This is a genomic window from Alteromonas sp. CI.11.F.A3 (assembly GCF_032925565.1).
Classification (GTDB): domain Bacteria; phylum Pseudomonadota; class Gammaproteobacteria; order Enterobacterales; family Alteromonadaceae; genus Alteromonas.
Genome location: NZ_CP136708.1, coordinates 4,511,429 through 4,529,074 on the forward strand (window position 1 = coordinate 4,511,429; position 17,646 = coordinate 4,529,074).

The window sequence follows — 17,646 nt, forward strand, 5'->3', positions numbered from 1 at the left end:
TACTTAGTGGTAGTTCATGGCACAGTCTTCTCAGCATTCATCTAAGCAACGTATTGTCATTGTTGGCGGCGGAACCGCTGGCTGGTTGTCTGCGGCTATTATTGCAGCCAAACACAACAGTGGCCCTGGTGAATGTGGGCTCGATATTACTTTAATAGAATCTAGTGACATTCCAACCGTTGGTGTGGGTGAAGGCACTTGGCCTACCATGCGCAATACACTAAAAGATATTGGTTTATCGGAAAAAGAAGTGTTTAGGCGCTGCTCTGCGGCATTTAAGCAAGGTGGAAAATTCGTTAACTGGGTAAAACCCCAAGGTGACGCTTACTACCACCCTTTCACCGTACCGTTAGGTTATGGCCGAGTTGAAATGGCGCCATACCTTGATGATATCGCCAACTTTGCCAATGCGACTAATTTCCAGCAGCATGTGTGCGAACAAAATATGGCACCGCGCACGTTAAGCGAAGCGGAATACAGTAGCGCGCAATCAAATTATGCCTATCATTTAGATGCCGGTGCATTTGCCGACTTACTTAAAGCGTTTTGCAAAGACAAGCTAGGGGTAAGCCATAAAGTCGCTACCGTCGACAGTGTCAAAAAAGCTCATGGCAATGACAATATTGAATCAATTCAATTAAATGATGGCTCACAATACCATGCAGACTTGTTTGTGGATTGTTCTGGTTTTCGCTCATTGCTACTTGGTGATGCATTAAAAGAACCTCTTATTTCCACTAGTGATGTGCTATTCAATAATTCTGCTATTGCCCTACATGTGCCTTACGATGGCGATTATGAGATAAAGCCTTACACTCAAGCGACCGCACAAGAAGCGGGATGGATTTGGGACATTGGCTTATCTTCAAGACGTGGTGTTGGACATGTTTTTTCTACAGACTTCACCTCTGACGATCAAGCAGAGTCTATTCTTCGCAACTACGTGGGCGACACTGACGCTAAGTTAAAGGCGAAAGTTATCCGATTCGAATCGGGTTATAGAAAGCAAATCTGGAAAGGAAACTGTGTTGGCGTAGGCCTTTCTGCGGGTTTTGTAGAGCCCCTTGAAGCCACCGCGTTAATGTTAATCGAAATATCAGCACGTTATATTGCTGAGCAAATGCCGCTTCCCCAAGCTGCTATGCCTATTGTAAGCCAACGATTTAATAAGCAAATGCAGTATCGCTGGCAACGTATTATCGATTTTCTAAAACTGCATTATATTTTCAACCAGCGAAGCGAACCTTATTGGGTAGCGAATAGAGACCCATCTTCCATTCCTGAATCGTTAAAAGAAGATCTTGAAATATGGAAATATAGAGGCCCTCAGATAGCCGACTTTTCCGCGGCTATCGAGCTTTTTCCTGCTGCAAGTTATCAGTATGTACTTTACGGCATGGGTTTTTCTCCCGACTTTAGTTTGCAGTCTCACTTCTATCAAGATCAAGCGCTTGCAGATAAAGTAATGAATCAAAATAAGCTCATTACTCAACAAAAATTAAGTAGCCTTCCTAACCATCGCGATTATATATCGCAATGGTTAGAAGGGTAATGGAACGATAAAAGCATGACGAACTTTGAAACTGTATCACCAGAAAAACATAACCAAATCCGTATCGATGAAAGCAAGCTTATTAGCCAGTTTTCAACATCACATTTGGTCAATATCGAAATAGGCGAAGCGATACAAGCTGCGGGCGAATATCCTTTGTTTTTCAGTAAAGTATCGAATGCTAATCAATGGGCACTATCTGCTCTTTGTGGTTTAGCGCCGGGTGAAAATGTGTTTGAAATTAAACAATCTTGGCAGGCACTTTACACACCACTTAGTTTGAAGACGCTACCTTTTACGCTTCAATTTGAAACGGCTGAACAAGAGCCTACAGTATTAATTGATACCCACTCACCTGCTGTTTCTCACAGTGAAGGCGAGGCACTTTATTTATCTACCAATCGACCGACTGCGTATTTTGACAACAAGAAAAAATTACTTAAAGAGCGCGTGTCAGCCATGTCGCAAACGGCAAGTATTCTTAATGAAATAGCGGAATTAGGCCTGATTCAACCTGTCGATTTGGTCATTGAGTTTTCTGATAACACACAACAGCGGGTTGGCGGTTTAGCCACTCTTAACGAACACCGTATTCAAGCTCTCACCGCTGAAGAGCTAAATACGTTAAATCAAAAAAATGTCCTTTCTGTCGTTTTCAATATTCTTGGTTCTATCTTTCAAGTAAACAGGTTAATTCGATTCCATAACACGAAATTCCCTGACCGCTCTGTAAGCAATATTAAATTCGAAACCAGCAAGTCATAACCCTTAGCGAGGAGCTTATAAATGTTTTCCAGCACTATCCAAGTGTCTGTTTTTGTATTCGTGACTGCCCTAATCGGTTTTTTAACCTATTTAAGTTGTCGCGGTCAAAATCGTAGTTCGCAAAACCAAAACCGAGAATACTTTCTTGCTGGTGGTGGCCTTGCATGGTACTTCGTAGCCGGAAGTATCACGCTTACTAACCTAAGTACCGATCAATTAGTGGGTATGAACGGAAACCAAATGGCGCTTCTTGCGTTATGGGAGTTTTCCGCTGTGGTAGGTTTATTTGTTTTAGCTAAGGTATTCTTGCCGGTTTACTACAAATTCAAATGCACCACGACCACTGAGCTGCTAGAACAGCGCTATCACGATAAACACATTCGAGCGGTAATTAGTGCATTGTTCTTTTTAGGTAGTGCACTAATTTTCTGCCCTGCGGTTATCTACTCTGGCTCATTGTTTATGCAGTCTATGTTCGGTGTAGATTTACCACTTATGTACATTGCAGTGACTTTTGTAGTTGTAGGTGCGCTATACGCTATCTTCGGAGGTCTTAGAGCCGTTGCGGTTTCAGATACTTACTCAGGCGTATTACTGCTTACTATGGCTGTGTTAGTGGTTATATTGGCACTTCAAGCTATCGATTATAACTTCGATGGTATTCCAGTAGAGCGACTAACACTGATTGGCGACAACGACTCACCAATTCCATGGCATACACTACTCACCGGTATGATCTTCATTCAGATGTTTTATTGGGGAACCAACCAGGTTATTACTCAGCGTGCTATGGCTGCGCCATCATTGAAAGAAGCACAAAAGGGTGTATTTGCCGCAGCAGGCATTCGCTTACTAATCGTGCCAGCAATCATCGTGATCCCTGGCATAGTATCTTACAAACTGTTTGGCGATATTGGTGATAGTGCTTACGGAAAAATTGTAGCCACTGTATTACCAGATTGGTTGTCGGGTGTATTCGCAGCTGCGATGGCTGCCGCAGTACTGACTACATTCAATAGTAACTTGAACTCAGCCACTGCCTTGTATGTGTGTGATATTCACGAAAGCTACGTTAACAAGACACCAAATGTTCCAAAACTCAGTGGTTACGTTACGGTACTGCTTTGTTTAGTGTCGTTAGCGCTTATCCCTGTTTACCAGCAAGCCGATAGCATTATTAACCTTATTCAACAGCTTTACGGATTGTTAAGCATGCCTATCTTATCGGTATTTATTGTAGGCTTGTTGTTTAGAAATGTTCATGCGAATGCGGCGATTGGTTCGGTACTCTTTGGTGTCGCCTTGTACTCGGCAATGTCTTTTGAGTTCTCTCCTATGTATGCACCTTTTGGGCTGCACTACATTCACTTAATGTTTGTCACTCTGATTGCCTGTGTATCATTTGCACTAATATCTAATAAGGTCATCTTCAATCAGAAAGCTGAATTTAGTTTGGCTTTGTACAAAGAAGAAAAAGCTCAGTAACACTAAACAGGGAAGGTGTTGTGCAAACACCTTCCCTGGTTTTCATACAAAATAATAACAATACGGCAAGGCTATTCTTGGTCTGATTTCTCATTGCCTCAAAACCGCGTTATCATTGATAGTAAAACGTTTACCCTATCTAATAGAATTGACTTAAGCTGCACTACTTTGTGTGCTATAAATTGCTAACAAACTAAGTGCTATCTACACTGTTTACAACTTTATAACTGTGAGGTTTTCATGTCGTCATTATCGGCCTTCGCTCGCTTATCCAATGAAAAAACGACTTTAATTTTTGACTGCCAAGGGCGCATGCCTACTTTGATTTACTATGGCCAGCAGTTGAACAATGCAACGACGCAAGAGATGCTTGCGCTGCTTAACACCCGCCAAGAAGCCAAATGTGCGCCGGTTATCGAGCCTCCTATTTCTTTAGTGCCAACCCACGGTGAAGGGGTGACGGGCTCACCTGGCCTTGAAATTTCAGGGGATGCAGATCAGTGGTCGGCAGGTTTTACCTTGTCGGATATTCAGCAAACCGATACCAGCGTAACGTTTACAGCGGTCGATACTGACAGAAAAATGCAGTTGGTTACTGAGGTAGTGCTAGATGCTGAAACGACAGTGGCTACATTTACCTCAAGTATCGAAAACCAAGGCGAAAGCACGTTACAGTTAAATTACTTAAATGCGGCGAGCCTTGCCTTGCCAACGACCATGAGCAAAATTAAAAGCTTTGAAGGTAGATGGTCGAATGAATTTCAAACTGCCGATCATGATTTGTTCTTCGGTAGTTATGTGCGTGAAAATCGCCGCGGCAAAACATCACACGATACTTTTCCCGGTTTAATTGCGTTTGCTAATGGAACCGGTGAGCTTGTGGGCGAGTGTTTCGGCTTTCATTTAGGTGCCTCAGCTAACCATAAATTCCGCGCAGAAATGATGGCCGATGGCAGAAGCTACGTTCAATTTGGCGAGCTATTGTTTCCAGGTGAAGTGACGCTTAAATCTGGTGAGAGTTATACATCACCTGTACTTTACGCAGGGTTTGGCGATGCTGGCTTTTCATCCCTTTCCCAGCAGTTCCATAACTTTATTCGAAGTAATGTGTTAACCCATAGCGCTGACATCACCAGTGCAAACAACAAGCCCCGCCCTGTTCATTACAACACGTGGGAAGGTATTTATTTCGACCACGATGAAGCCACACTCAAAGCGCTTGCCGATAAAGTAGCACCGCTAGGTATTGAACGTTTTGTGTTAGATGACGGCTGGTTTAAAGGCCGTAGAAACGATAAAGCGGGCTTAGGTGACTGGACTGTTGATGAAGCCATTTACCCAGAAGGGCTAGATGGGCTTATTGACCACGTTACCGATAAAGGCATGGAATTCGGAATATGGTTTGAACCAGAAATGGTTAACCCAGACAGCGACTTGTACCGTGCACATCCTGAATGGGCACTGCACACTAAGAATAACCCTCATGTTCCGTTTCGTAATCAGTACGTTCTTGATTTAACGAATCCTGAAGTGGTTGAGTACCTATATAAAGTCATCACCGACGTACTAAGCACCTACCCTAAAATTAGCTATATTAAGTGGGACATGAACCGAGATGTAAACCACCCAGGAAACCTACAAGGTAAACCTGCAATGCATGGCCAAATGGCAGCTTTGTATACCCTTATTGACCGTGTTAAAGCGGCACATCCGGGTATTGAAATTGAAAGCTGTTGTTCTGGTGGTGGCCGTGTGGACTTGGGCATTTTATCTCACACCGACCGTTTTTGGACGTCGGATTCTAACGATGCACTAGACCGCTTATACATTCAGCGTGGTTTCTCATACTTCTTCCCTTCTGAAGTGATGGGTGCACACGTAGGGCCTCGTGATTGCCATATTACAGGGCGTAACTTACCTATTGAAATTCGTTCAGCAGTATCGATGTTTGGTCATATGGGTATTGAGATGGACCCTCGTGAGCTCACTGAGCACGAGCAAGAGACCCTAAAATCAGCGATTTCGCTATACAAAAAATACCGCCATATTACCCACGGCGGCGATTTATTCCGTATGGATGACGATGGCCTTAACGTGAAATTTGGCTATGTATCGAAAGATAAAGCGGAAGGTATATTTGCTTACAACAGCGTAAAAGAAACTGGCCGTACCATGCCTTCTCGTTTCTATTTTGCGGGGCTTGATGCTGATAAGTCATACACCCTTGAACGCGTATGGCCGGGTACCTTAAAAGAATACTCTCCGTCTATTTTGCAACAAACCGATGGGCAAGTATTTAGCGGTGAAGCGTTAATGAAGTACGGTATGCAAATGCCGGTATTATTCCCGCAAACTGCGCTTATCTATACCGTTAAAGCGGTGTAGTGTAGTAAAAAACACATTACATAAAGCTTCAAAAAAAGCGAACCACTAGGTTCGCTTTTTTATTTGTTTTTTAAGGCTTTTCATTATTTTTGCCAAACGCTTATCACCGTCTTTTGTCACTTTAGCAAGGGTGGTAGAGGCCATTGATACATCATCAGCATTTAGAAACAGCTCGGCTAAACGTAAATTAGCCCAGTTCTTACTTGGCAACTGATGGGTATCAATATCTGTTGCCTCTAATTCAGCCAAGTAATAGTTAAGTGCATTAATACCCGACTCAGTATATTGACTGGTTTCTACCGCAACCCAACCTATACGATAGGTGCCATAAAGCTGACTAAATTTGCGGTTTGAATAGGCATCCCACGCTTGTGCATCAGATTTTTGGGCTTTAGCTACGTTAGTGCTTAATAAAGGGGTTAGCGCGGCTATCGCGTCATCGTATTCTTCACCATCTATATGCAATCGACCAAGTTCCAAACGTGCACGAACTTCGAACTCAGGCTGCTCGCTAAGCCCGTTTAACATCGCCTTTGCTTCAGTAGCTTTATCGTCAGCTGCATATACTGTTGCAGTTGCAAACTTGCCTTCAAGTGCATCCATTTGCGTAATTTTATCGGCAAGTATTTTAGCTTCGTCTATATCGCCACCAGCGATAGACGGCGCCACTATGTAAAATTGCATTAGCGCCTGATAAACCTCAATTTCATCTGGTGCCACTTCAATCGCTTTTTGTAGGCTCTCTTTGGCTTTTTTGGCATAACCTAGGGCGGAGAAAACACTATCCATTGCTTGCGCCCCCATCACGTTAGCCTGCATGTGGTAGGCGCGGTAATTGTCTTTATGATCGTTAACAAATTTAGCCGCCATATCTTCAGCATCATCTAAATCTGTATTCATTAACGCCGAAATTAACACGTTATATTGCTTCGGAGTTTTCGACGGTATGGGTTCAAGTACGTTCACTATCGTTTCGTAATCCTGCGCTTGAAACATAGCGTCTAATGCATCGTCAGAAGGTAATGAATTAGCATTAGCAAATGAAACAAAGAATGATAAACACAGCAGCCCGGCTACATGTGCAGCCTTTAACGCGGTAACAGCACATGGAAACAAACGGTAGAGAGCAGTTAAGTTGTTTTGATTTCGCTGGGGGAACATTCCTTTGCCTCAAATGAATAAGCGTGAAGTAGTAAACTAGCATGCTTAAAATGACTTCTCTAATTGAATAAGTAACAAAGCATGTCTTTCTACATGAACTGTTCGCTTATGGGAAAAATACAAAGCAAAACCAAAAAAGGCCTAACATGGTTAGGCCTACACGCTATTTTTCGTTGTTGAAGATAGTAAGGTTTGCGTCTATATCTTAGGTTTAGATTTAGGCTAAGGTTTATCATCCATTTTTAAGCCTAACGCATAGCGATTGTCGAAGCCTTTCCAAACTTCTGGCACTTTGCCGTCTACAGCAACTTGTCCACTATCGCCTTCAACATTTAAATAAGCACAAAAATCAGTTTTTCCTTTCACATGGCATTCCATCATAGCCAATGCAAAGTGTTCGTTAATGTCATTCATGGTTTCTGAACGCCATGCTGGCTCTAAGTAATGGCCAATATCGAACTCGTTGCCAAATGCCTCTTTAGGGGCTGGATGGGGAGCAATATTGTGTCTGGCATTTTTGTACGTAAGCAGTTTACTGTTTTCGTTACCCGTATTTTCAAATAACCACTGTATACCTTGGTAACCAGATATATCATCATGATCGCCGGCTACGTATAGCATTGGAACTTTAATATTACTGAGTGCATCTTCTGAAAACACTTTGTGTTGACCGCCCCACGGCGCTAAAGCCATAGCCGCTTTCCAGCGTGTATCTACGCTTTTAGCGTCGGCGTTGCCACCAGCACAGGTGTTAAGTGCATTTTGTAACGCACTGATAATTTCCGGATCGGTTACGCCAGTAAAGCTAGCGGTAGCTTCAGCGCCAAATTCATAACATCCGCCAACGGTATTCACCGCACCAAAACCACCCATGGAATAGCCAATAAGCCCAGCGTTTTTTGTATCGGCAACACCGCTAAACAGCGCATGCTCACTCACCGCTTGAAGTGTTAACACTTGATCTCGTGAGCGATTTAATAAAGTACTAGGGAAACCAGCATAAGGGGCATTAGCGAAATCTACATCTTCGTTTGTAGAGTCAGTATGGTCTATCCCTGCCACAATATAACCATGAGACGCTAGGTGCTCACCAAGGTAGTACATTATTGTGCGATAACCCGTATAGCCGTGTGATAACACAACGATAGGGTAACTGTCTTGCGTTTTTGCCACACTGGCATCGCGAATAGCATCAGCTTGAATGCTAAATTCGTTACCACTGCGGGTTTGGTTTTCATACGTTGTTGACGCGCCGCTATCAGTGGTGGGATACCAAACTTCCAGTTTCAACGCACGGTCAACAACCTGCCCTTGTAAGGTAACTACCGGCTTAGGATAGTTAACGGTTAAGGTTTTAACACCCACTTGGTAGGCGCCTTTTTCACTTAGCTCGGGCGTAATATCACTAGGATAGTCTTGATAAAGCGTCTGCGCTGAATATGCCGGTGTGGCTGCTAATAATGCTGCGGTACATAACAGGGATAACGTTTTCATAATTTGCTAATTTTTTGTTAATTATTGTGCATAGCCTATATTACCTCTATGACCTTATTACACAAGGCATAGCCCATTGATTAAATGAATTGTCATCAATAAGACTGGTAAATTTAAACGGCAATTTTGAAAACAAGAAATGTAAACGTATAACCTAAAGGTTATTTTTGTACTCTGAATACAGCAAAGCACACGATAAGAATGAGTGCGAGGGTAGCGCAAGAAGTTACCAGTGAAACAGTTACCCCTTGGACTAACAAGGTTCCAGCAACTAAAGCCCCTATTGCGCCTGCTCCCACCTTAGCTGCGGCAACCCACATGTACGTTTGCGCCGCGCTGTGCGCTGGGGCAAACTCAGTTCGTGCCGCTAGGCTGGAAGTAAAGAATATGGCATTGGCTACACCACACAACCAGTAGCCCGCCGCACCAAGAACGAAAGAAGGACTTAGGGTTGTGGCCAGTAACGCCACCAACAAAAAGCTTCCTGAACGCTTTAACAATATTAAGGGCTCTTTCGAGAGTGGCCTAAAGATGAGAAATAGCGCACCACTTAAATTTCCTACCCCGTATGCTGTGACCAGATAAGCGCCATGATGCTCTACATGCTGCCAATGTTCGCTAAGATAAACCGCCAATACGGGCAAGGCTGCAATACTGAATGCCGCACCCGATGTCATCACTAACGTACGTACCAATGCGCTCGAGTCTTTAAACGCATAAAATACGCTTTTAAACCCTATATCTAATGAGGCATCACTTTTCTGCAGTACATGCTTTTTAGGGAACGTTAAAATGAGCATACCAGCTAACATAGGTGTCAACACCAGTACACTGACAGCCACCTTCGTCGAGAACAGCGCCGACAAGGAGGCAATAATAAACGGCCCCAATGTGTGCCCTACCCCATAGGTAATAGTATCCCAGCTTTGCGCCTTTCTAAGGGATGTGTTACTTGCGCTAACTAAACTTGGCAGCTGGGTGCCCAATCCCCCCATGATAAATGAACTGCAAACACCACTTAACAACAATGAAAACGCCAACAGCCAAGCCAAATGCTTATCAAAACTGAATATAGCCAAAAGAAAAAAGCAGGTGTAACTCAGCGCCGCCGCGCTAATAAGATACTTAGGCTGCGAAACCCCATCTAACCAACGCCCGTATACTGGCCCTAACAAGTGGGGCAGCGTTAAACACGCCGCTAAAATGCCCGCCGCTTTCCCATCAAGCTCAAGGTTTCTAGCGAGCAATACGATGGCAACAATTGCACCACCTGTTGCCGTGCGCGCAATAATGGCGGCCACAACGTATTTGAGTAATGGTGAAAAACGTTCTTTGTTCAAGGGCGGGCTACTTTTTGGCTCAGGGCTGTTGCATTGGCGACAGATTCACGCTGGGTCACGTCTAACTTAATCCAATGATAATTGCGTTAACAACGCTTCGAGTTTCTGTTTATCTTCGCCCTGAAGGGGCTGTAACGGATGTGGTAAACAGTTTGCTTCTGTGTAACCCAGTATTGCCGCCGCGGTGGCTATTACACGCATACCACCTTTATTACGGGCGAATAAATCCCATAGTGGGGCCAAGCTTTCAGATTCTACTATCGCTGCTTGCGGCGATGTTGATTGACTCAACGCAATCAGAGCTTTCACCGTATTGGGGAATAACCCTCCTAGCACAGACAACCATAAATCACATCCTGCCTGCATTCCCAATGCACCAAATTTATCACCACTTACCCCAATGGCGACATGCTCTGGCACTATATTTCGCAGGCTTGAAAGTCGTGTTTTCCCTGCCTCATTTCCATTACCATCAGTATCAGCAAAAGGCATCCCTGGAATTTTAATCGCGCCAACGTTGGGAAGTTGGGTAACTTGGCGATATAGCTCGTCGCTGAAACTAAACTGGGTCACTCCAGGGTTTTCATAAATACATAAGGGGACTGAGATTTCAGCGGTCACCTTCTCGTACAGGGCAAATACTTCTGCTTCGTGTAGCGGGTGATAGGAAACCGGCGCTAACAGTAGCGCATTCGCACCGGCTTGTTGCGCCGCTTCTGCGTTTTTCAATACATCATAGGTACGCAGTGAGCCAATGCCTACCATTACCGGCGTGTCGCCAGCTATTTCTACTGACGTTGTTGTTACCTTAACGAGCTCATCTCTCGATAAATAGGGGTATAAACCTGTCGACCCCATTGCACAAATCGACTCGACATTTGCCTGTTTCAGGTTACTAATTAACTTTTCAAAAGCGTGAAAATCAATTTTTTCATGGTGAAATGGCGTTAGAGGAAAAGCACACAATCCGGTGAACATGACAGCTCCAAATGCGAAGGGCAGCGATGTATTTAAGTGATTAACGTTACTATACATCAATCTTACACCTATCATTCACCCACATACATGTCGTTACCTTCTAAACTAGAACAACATTTTATGCTATTGAAAAGCTGATCATAGATTCTTCATTACGGTATCTGCCCATAACGCGCCATCTTGTTGGCAACGGCCATAAAGGCAAATTTCTTGGTTAGATAAGCGCTCGAAGGTTTGGCTATCAAATCGCTCTATGCCCATAACGTTGGTAAGCAAGGCTCCCAGCGCATTGTCATGTGTCAGTAACGCTTGTTTTAAATGGGCTTCTAGCTTCAAACTGCCGATTAATGTCTCCATGTTCACTTTAAAAATGGCATCTACACCAGATAACAACCCCACTAGAAAGCATTCTAGCGGATGAAGTGTACCGTCCTCATGTTGACGACTTAAAGCAATCAGTTCAAGGGTTTTTGCCCGTGTTAATAAGCAGCGGAATAATTCGGTTGGGCTTGTTGAAACAGACATTAGCGACATAACAATTGCCCACTGCTTAACAACATCTAGCCCTAAGATAACAACGGCTTCCCGTACACTGTTTACATCTCGAACCAGTTGATAAAGCGGGCAGTTAATTAAGAGCAAAATTTTAGTGGTCAGCACAGGATCTAATGAAATGATTTCTGCGACCTTATCAACCTCTATGTCGTTTTTACTGAATTCAGACACTAGCTGCAGACTACTGTTTTGTTTTTCGCTTATTTCTTTACCACCATTAATGGTGGGGTTTTCAAGGAAGTCGCCTTGAAATAGGTCAAACCCTAGCGCTTTACAATTTTCGTATACCGTCTGGCTTTCTACTTTTTCTGCCAGTATTAAGCACTTCGACTTCTTTAAAATTGGTAGGCTTTTACTAAGTTGAGACTGGGTCACGTTAAGCACATCAACTTTTATTACTTTGAGGTATTTAAAAAAAGAAGCTTTAGATGGGTCTAATGCATATTCGCTTAGCGCAAAATCAAAGCCTTTGCGTCGCAATTGCTGAATACGTTTCAGATTTGATTCCGTAGGCTCTACCGAAGCCAATATCTCCAAAATGATGTTTGGTTTTACCGCATAAATATCGTCAGTTTCACTCAAAAACGTTTGATCGACGTTGATAAAAATAGGTACATCTAAATGCCGTTCACTTTCAGTAATGCTTTCACAAACACTGGCTAATCGCTTTGTGGTCATAAACTTTTTTGATGGGCACACATTTACGCTTGAGGAGGCATCTTCCGCCCCTTCATCTAAGCATAAGAACTCACAAGCATAGATTTCGTGATTTTCGTTAAATACAAGCTGCCTTGCAGTTAACACATCCTTCACCATAGGCTACTCCATAAGATTACTAGGCAGCGGCTGAAAATCGGCCACTAAGTAAAATGCATCAACAATGCCCGTGTGCAAAATGCATTTGGAAGCAAGAATTGCCTTTATCCAGACCACGCTGATCTTCGCAATTATCGCTATTGTCATCTACATTAAAATTGTCGCGGTTTTAACTGGCTTTATTACAAAGCGAGAATAAAATTAATTAGAAAAGCCTTATATAATAACTATTTAAGAAAAGCTTTTATCAAAACTGTTTGGCGCTTCTTCAATAATAGACCACCTTTTCATGACTATAAAAGATATTGAAATTAATAGAGACCTGAAAAAAACTCAAAGTCTCATCAATTTGTTTTATCACCCCGTGCTTGTGGTCAATAACGACTTGGACATTCTGGCTTCAAATAATAAATTGAATGAGAGTGAGGCGCTGTCTTCCAATTTGCCAATTATTATAGATGCCATAGTACCTTTGCTAAACGGCGAGCAAGAACTGGCTTTTTGCGTGATAGAAGGCGAAGAAAAACTGTGCACGGCCATGCCTATGGAACATGGGAGGACGCTAGTTAAAGTTGCTCGCTCTAAGCCATCTGCGCTGGCAAAACGATACTATAACTTAGTTACCGCCATCGATAAGATACCCGATGCAGCAATAATTTGTAGCGACGGAAAAATTGACTTGGTTAATGAGCAATTTCAAAACATATTCCCTTTTTGCGGGAATAAAAGTTTAAACGGTGTGCCGTTAGATTCCATTCTTAACGATTTTAGTGACTATTTCGCACAAGGGGATAGCCATCTACAGGCTGTTACCTATCGTTTTTTACGACGGAAATTTAATAGTAAACAAGAGATGTCTTTGTCGTTCACCGCCCCCGATGGACAATTCTATGAGTATCGCGACAATCTCACTTTCACAGGGGGGCGTGTCGGCCTTATTATCAATGAATCGCAAATTAAAGGGCTAAACGAGCAACTTGAAAGTTCTTTCAATGAGGCAACCGCCCTTAGTAATGCAAAAAGCAACTTTATGGCAGCAATGAGTCATGAGGTACGCACCCCATTGAACGGCATTATTGGACTACTCGATTTATGTGAACATCAAGACGAACTGAAAGGGAATGAGCTGTTAAGAAGAGTGTCTAAAAGTTCTAAGTCGTTGTTAAGCCTCATCAATGATGTTTTAGATTTCACTAAGTTTGATGCCAATATGGTTCAGCTCTCACCGTCAGACGTTAATTTGAGAGTACTTTGTGAAGAACTAATTAACACCTTCTATGGACAAGCAAAGCAACAAAATGTGGAGCTTACATTGTTTGTCGACCCCGTCATATCTCGAATTGTTAGTGTAGATGAACTACGCCTCACCCAAGTACTCACAAACCTTATTAGCAATGGTCTGAAGTTTAATCAAAAGCTAAACGCAACACTTCGCCTTGAGGTATTGCAAGATGATTTAACCAACTACATTCACTTCAACGTTATTGATAATGGGATTGGTATAGAGAGTACTAAAGTACATACGATTTTTGATCGCTTCACCCAAGCTAATGATGATATTCACAAAACGTTTGGTGGCACCGGGCTTGGTTTAAGCATCTGTCAAAAGATAGTACAGTTGATGGGTGGAGGTATCTATGTAGACAGTGAGCTAGGCAAAGGCTCTACCTTTGTGGTGCAACTACCACTAGAAGCTTGTTCTGCATCGGAGATTGAGTTAGCCCCAGCCAATTTAGGCAGTTTTACTTTTGAGACTAACAGCGCAGTCTTTTTTAACGATTTGAAGCGTTACGCTGAGCGGTTCCATTTTAGCGCCCGCTTCATAGATTCGTTGCCGGGCAATGCATTACCAAACCATTTCTATTTATTAGATGCATCTAGTAGCAGTGAAGCTGGACTGATTAAAACTGAACAGGCATTGCAGGATAGCAGGTCTACTATGCTAACAAGCCAAACCGCGTTGCTTGTAGATAACGTTAATATGCATGCCCACACTCACTCAACGGTTAAGCAGATTCATCTCGTTCCGCTTAAGTTAGCCGAATTATTCAACTTAGCAGCACCACAATCCGCTGCTTCGTCGACAACCTCTGCCAACACGTCGCCTAAAAATATTTCTGACCGATTACGTATATTAGTAGTAGAAGACAACCCAGATAATATTTACGTGCTCAAAAAACAATTTGGTGCACTGAACATTAAAGCAAGCTTTGCCATGTCTGCTGAAGAAGCCATTATTTTCTTTGAACAACAGCCATTCAATGTGGTGATTAGCGATTACCAAATGCCCGTCATTACTGGCGGAGAACTGATAGGTATTTTGCGAGGTTTAGAAGAAAGTGAACAGCGACCTAAGGCCACCATGCTAATCCTAACCGCAGATAACTCTAAGCAGTGCCAAGCACACTGTAACGAAGTGGGTGTCGACCGAATTTTAATGAAGCCGCTAACCTTGCAAACCTTAGCAGAACTAATTAGCCGTCTTAATAACGAGCAGCCCACTCCGAGTTCCTCTATAGAAACAACACCAGTTGAACCTGAACCGGAAGCTCACTTCTTTGAAGACGACTTTTTTGATGACAGTAGCGAGGTAAATAGTAAGATTGATCCCACCCGTGTTTTTGATATTTCAGCATTAACCGAAATCGTTGGCGATATTAGCCCGCAAGAGGAATACGACTATCTATGCGGATTTGAAAAGAACCTGCACAAAGATTTCCCTCACATGTGTGACTTGGTCGATGTCGAAGACTGGCAAGCCCTCTCGAAGCTTGCTCACAAATTGAAAAGTAGCGCCAGAATTGTTGGCGCGTATCATCTAAGTCAAAAATGCGAAGCCGTGGAGCTCGCAGGAAGACAAGATCCAGTAGACCAACTAATTTTGTTGGATTGGGAAGAAATGAAACTCGCTATCGAAGCGCTCATAGCTCATTTAAGAAAGTATTTGGAACATCATGACTCAATCAAGTGAAGCACAAATTGTACTCTACATTACAGAGCCACAAAGTGACGAAATCGTTCTTGAGGTTATTAAGAAACATTTTGAAGACTATGTTACGTGCGATTCTTTAAGAGATTTATGCAAGTTATTGATTGATACAAAACCTAAAGTGCTTTTATTAACCGGCGACTCATTAGAGAAAAGCCTGTTTACTTATTACCGCACACTGGAAGCACTGAAATCATACCACCTATGCAATCATAAAATTGTTAGTTTAATACCTCGTCAGTTTGAAAGAGAAGCTTATGAAGCCCATGCGGCGGGGATTATCGATGATTACATGATTGCCCGACCGGTTTATGAACTACATCGCATTATATTAATTTGCGAACATTTATTTACCGAATTAGGGGTACATGTTCAAGATAAAGAGATGCTGGCTCAACAAACCTACTTTAGCAAAATCGACCATTTTGATGACAAAATAAAGCAGGCTTTAAAACAAGGCCTAGATTATAAAAATCAATTACAGTCAGAGTTTGAAAGCTCTATTGTAGAAATTGAGAACGCATTAGAACGAGCAGTAACACGGGTAGAAATGGAGCAGTCCGTAGACCTTGATATTGCCAAGTTACAAGAGACCCTATCTAAAATAAAGTCAGACCAAATTCGTCCAGAGTTAATTAAACTACAAGCAAGGGCAATTAGCTTATTAGAAAAAACCCTCGATTTAAAAACCGCAGAATTAACGCCAAATACTAACGCTGAAGAAGCAACGACAGGTGCGAGCACTGAAACTAGCGCAGACGAAAAAGACAAAGGCTATGTCTTTAACCGACTATACAACCAAGATATCGACCCTGAAAAAGTACTAGAAAAAAAGAACGGTGTGCCATCTATCCTTGTGGTTGAGGATGACATTATTAGTCTTCAATTAACTAAGCGATTGATTGATAAATATAAGATGCATTGTGATGCCGTAACCACAGGCAGGCAAGCCTTCGCTTCTTTAACCGCCAAAAAGTACGACCTTGTGCTAATGGATGTGAATTTACCAGACACTAACGGCATATACATTGTAGGCCAAGCGGCCTCACAGCAAAGCCTAAATGCTGATACACCTATCATCATGCTATCAGGAGATAAGCATAAAGCTACGGTGACTAAAGCGATGCAAAAAGGGGCTAAGGGTTACATTATTAAGCCCCTACAAAAAAGTTCGTTTGATAGGTTGATAGAAAAGTATATTTCAAGCACCTAAACTGATATTTAGATATGTATTTTTAAAACAAAAAAAGCCCTTAATGTAAGGGCTTTTTACTATTCTTGAAACGCTATGTTCTAAGTCAGTCCTAAAACACGCTCATCAGAAATTAGAACGGAATGTCGTCATCAAAGTCAAAGTCTGGCTCAGCCATTGGAGGCTGCTTAGGCTGTGACTGACCACCGCCTTGATTAGGCGCTTGCTGTTGATAACCGCCTTGATTTTGACCACCTTGGTTTTGGCCGCCTTGCTGCTGATAACCACCTTGGCTTTGGCCACCTTGTTGCTGGTATCCACCTTGCTGGTTATTCTGAGGGCGTTGATAACCGCCACCCGCATTACCACCGCCACCTTCACCACCGCGACCACCAAGCATTTGCATTTGGTCTACAATAATTTCTGTAGTGTAACGGTCTTGGCCAGACTGATCTTGCCACTTACGCGTTTGCAATTTACCTTCAACGTAAATTTGAGAACCCTTTTTCAGGTATTCTCCGGCAATTTCTGCTAAGCGACGGTACATAGTAAGGCGGTGCCACTCAGTGCGTTCCTGCATTTGGCCTTGCGGATCTTTCCAGCTTTCGCTGGTAGCCAAGCTTAGGTTCGCAACGGCGTTACCGTTAGGCATGTATCGTACTTCAGGATCATTACCTAGATTTCCCACAAGTATGACCTTGTTAACGCCTTTCGTTGCCATTGGTGTCTCCTGTAACGTATTTAGTGCCTTGCTGCTCTATCACTTTGTGACAACAACAAGTGCGAAAGTTTCATCGATATTAGCCGATTAGTATATCTTATTTTGAACAGGAGAAATTAAGTTTTTTCTCTCCCGTGTGCTTTCAAATTTGAACGCTATCAAAATATTCATAGCTTGTCGGCTGAACTTTCGCATGGTTTTATTGGGCGCTTG

The 17,646-nt window shown here is 42.8% G+C and carries 12 protein-coding genes; 6 read left to right on the top strand and 6 right to left on the bottom strand.

Going from position 1 to position 17,646, the window contains the following annotated elements; all coding sequences use genetic code 11:
- The first annotated feature begins 16 nt into the window (after positions 1 to 16).
- The 4 genes from R1T43_RS19450 (at position 17) to R1T43_RS19465 (ending at position 6,187) form a co-directional block, all read left to right on the top strand.
- Positions 17 to 1,552 (top strand): tryptophan halogenase family protein, encoded by a 1,536-nt coding sequence (locus R1T43_RS19450; protein WP_317351203.1) that lies wholly within the window; start codon positions 17 to 19, stop codon positions 1,550 to 1,552.
- A gap of 15 nt (positions 1,553 to 1,567) precedes the next feature.
- Complete coding sequence (locus tag R1T43_RS19455; protein ID WP_057794618.1) at positions 1,568 to 2,317, top strand: SapC family protein; 750 nt, start codon at positions 1,568 to 1,570, stop codon at positions 2,315 to 2,317.
- Between the two features lie 21 nt (positions 2,318 to 2,338).
- Positions 2,339 to 3,802, top strand: coding sequence for an SLC5 family protein (locus R1T43_RS19460; protein ID WP_211069102.1), 1,464 nt, complete (start codon positions 2,339 to 2,341; stop codon positions 3,800 to 3,802).
- Positions 3,803 to 4,042: 240 nt separating this feature from the next.
- The gene (locus R1T43_RS19465) at positions 4,043 to 6,187 is read left to right on the top strand and encodes an alpha-galactosidase (protein ID WP_317351207.1); all 2,145 of its coding nucleotides are present in this window, start codon (positions 4,043 to 4,045) and stop codon (positions 6,185 to 6,187) included.
- A gap of 45 nt (positions 6,188 to 6,232) precedes the next feature.
- Here the strand turns inward: R1T43_RS19465 and R1T43_RS19470 are convergent, their stop codons facing one another.
- The 5 genes from R1T43_RS19470 to R1T43_RS19490 form a co-directional block, all read right to left on the bottom strand.
- The gene (locus tag R1T43_RS19470; RefSeq protein ID WP_317351208.1) at positions 6,233 to 7,348 is read right to left on the bottom strand and encodes a hypothetical protein; all 1,116 of its coding nucleotides are present in this window, start codon (positions 7,346 to 7,348) and stop codon (positions 6,233 to 6,235) included.
- A 222-nt stretch (positions 7,349 to 7,570) separates the two neighbouring features.
- A complete protein-coding gene (locus tag R1T43_RS19475; RefSeq protein ID WP_317351209.1) occupies positions 7,571 to 8,842 on the bottom strand; it encodes an acetylhydrolase in 1,272 nt (423 codons plus the stop codon).
- 161 nt (positions 8,843 to 9,003) lie between these two features.
- Complete coding sequence (locus R1T43_RS19480) at positions 9,004 to 10,182, bottom strand: MFS transporter (protein WP_317351210.1); 1,179 nt, start codon at positions 10,180 to 10,182, stop codon at positions 9,004 to 9,006.
- Positions 10,183 to 10,248: 66 nt separating this feature from the next.
- Positions 10,249 to 11,160 (bottom strand): dihydrodipicolinate synthase family protein, encoded by a 912-nt coding sequence (locus tag R1T43_RS19485; protein WP_317351212.1) that lies wholly within the window; start codon positions 11,158 to 11,160, stop codon positions 10,249 to 10,251.
- 138 nt (positions 11,161 to 11,298) lie between these two features.
- Entirely contained in the window at positions 11,299 to 12,531 is a 1,233-nt protein-coding gene (locus tag R1T43_RS19490; RefSeq protein ID WP_317351214.1) for an EAL and HDOD domain-containing protein, read from the bottom strand.
- Positions 12,532 to 12,820: 289 nt separating this feature from the next.
- On the opposite strand from R1T43_RS19490, the gene R1T43_RS19495 reads away from it, so the two are divergent.
- Together R1T43_RS19495 and R1T43_RS19500 are read left to right on the top strand one after the other, a co-directional pair.
- Positions 12,821 to 15,502: an ATP-binding protein gene (locus R1T43_RS19495; RefSeq protein WP_317351216.1), complete on the top strand. Its 2,682-nt coding sequence runs from the start codon at positions 12,821 to 12,823 to the stop codon at positions 15,500 to 15,502.
- Positions 15,486 to 16,733: a response regulator gene (locus tag R1T43_RS19500; protein ID WP_317351217.1), complete on the top strand. Its 1,248-nt coding sequence runs from the start codon at positions 15,486 to 15,488 to the stop codon at positions 16,731 to 16,733. The genes R1T43_RS19495 and R1T43_RS19500 overlap by 17 nt, the downstream gene beginning before the upstream one ends.
- 112 nt (positions 16,734 to 16,845) lie before the next feature.
- Here R1T43_RS19500 and R1T43_RS19505 read toward each other — a convergent pair whose 3' ends face one another.
- Positions 16,846 to 17,433, bottom strand: a complete 588-nt coding sequence (locus R1T43_RS19505; protein ID WP_159528021.1) for a single-stranded DNA-binding protein — start codon at positions 17,431 to 17,433, stop codon at positions 16,846 to 16,848.
- Positions 17,434 to 17,646 lie beyond the last annotated feature (213 nt).

Excerpts from the sequence above, each read along its gene's own strand:
- R1T43_RS19500 (WP_317351217.1), top strand. The coding sequence starts at position 15,486 with ATGACTCAATCAAGTGAAGCACAAATTGTACTCTACATTACAGAGCCA.
- R1T43_RS19505 (WP_159528021.1), bottom strand. The coding sequence starts at position 17,433 with ATGGCAACGAAAGGCGTTAACAAGGTCATACTTGTGGGAAATCTAGGT.
- R1T43_RS19470 (WP_317351208.1), bottom strand. The coding sequence starts at position 7,348 with ATGTTCCCCCAGCGAAATCAAAACAACTTAACTGCTCTCTACCGTTTG.
- R1T43_RS19460 (WP_211069102.1), top strand. The coding sequence starts at position 2,339 with ATGTTTTCCAGCACTATCCAAGTGTCTGTTTTTGTATTCGTGACTGCC.
- R1T43_RS19450 (WP_317351203.1), top strand. The coding sequence starts at position 17 with ATGGCACAGTCTTCTCAGCATTCATCTAAGCAACGTATTGTCATTGTT.
- R1T43_RS19495 (WP_317351216.1), top strand. The coding sequence starts at position 12,821 with ATGACTATAAAAGATATTGAAATTAATAGAGACCTGAAAAAAACTCAA.
- R1T43_RS19475 (WP_317351209.1), bottom strand. The coding sequence starts at position 8,842 with ATGAAAACGTTATCCCTGTTATGTACCGCAGCATTATTAGCAGCCACA.
- R1T43_RS19465 (WP_317351207.1), top strand. The coding sequence starts at position 4,043 with ATGTCGTCATTATCGGCCTTCGCTCGCTTATCCAATGAAAAAACGACT.
- R1T43_RS19455 (WP_057794618.1), top strand. The coding sequence starts at position 1,568 with ATGACGAACTTTGAAACTGTATCACCAGAAAAACATAACCAAATCCGT.
- R1T43_RS19490 (WP_317351214.1), bottom strand. The coding sequence starts at position 12,531 with ATGGTGAAGGATGTGTTAACTGCAAGGCAGCTTGTATTTAACGAAAAT.
- R1T43_RS19485 (WP_317351212.1), bottom strand. The coding sequence starts at position 11,160 with ATGTTCACCGGATTGTGTGCTTTTCCTCTAACGCCATTTCACCATGAA.